Below are 808 nucleotides of genomic sequence, written 5' to 3'. Positions count from 1 at the left end.
AACGCGCTGACCCGAGAGCGAGTTGTCCACGACCACGGCCAGACACTCACGGCTATAGTCGTCGATGACGCACAGGATCCGGAACCGCCGCCCGTCGACCAGCGTGTCGGACACGAAGTCCAGGCTCCAGCGCTGGTTCGACCCCTGCGGGACCACCATCTGCGCCCGGGTGCCCAGCGCCCGTTTGCGGCCACCGCGCTTGCGCACCGTCAGCCGCTCTTCCCGATAGACCCGATAAAGCTTCTTCCAGTTCACATCCACGCCTTCACGCCGCAGCAGGATGTGCAGCCGGCGATAGCCGAACCGGCGGCGTTCAGCCGCCAACACCTTCAATCTGGAGCGAAGCTCATCATCATCTCCCCGCGTCGACCGATAGCGATGGACGCGCGGATCGATGCCCACCAGGCCACAGGCCCGGCGCTGCGAGTAGCCCTTGTTCTCGATGGCCCAGTTCACGGCATTTCTCCTCGAACCGGGCGTCAGAAGTTTTTTCCCAGCATCTCGCGCAATGTCGAGACGTCCAGCATCGACTCCGCCAGCAGCTTCTTGAGCTTGGCGTTCTCCTCCTCAAGGGCCTTCAGCCGCTTGGCCTCCGACACCTCCATGCCGCCATATTTGCTGCGCCATTTATAGAAGGTCACGTCGCTGATGCCGTGCTTGCGGCACAGCTCCGCTGCCGTCAGGCCGGCCGCGTGCTCCTTCAAGATCCCGATGATCTGCTCTTCACTGAACCTCGATCGCTTCACTGCCTGTCCTCCTCTTCAAGGAACAGGCTAACCTCAATCCGAGGACATTTCAGGGGAGCAGG

At 62.4% G+C, this 808-nt stretch carries 1 pseudogene; it reads right to left on the bottom strand.

Annotated elements, in window-relative coordinates:
* Nucleotides 1–746, bottom strand: a pseudogene (locus KK488_RS21190) (IS3 family transposase); the annotation flags it as partial.
* Nucleotides 747–808 lie beyond the last annotated feature (62 nt).

The organism is Sphingobium nicotianae (genome assembly GCF_018603885.1).
Lineage (GTDB): Bacteria > Pseudomonadota > Alphaproteobacteria > Sphingomonadales > Sphingomonadaceae > Sphingobium > Sphingobium nicotianae.
This window is presented reverse-complemented; position numbering and strand designations above follow the sequence as displayed.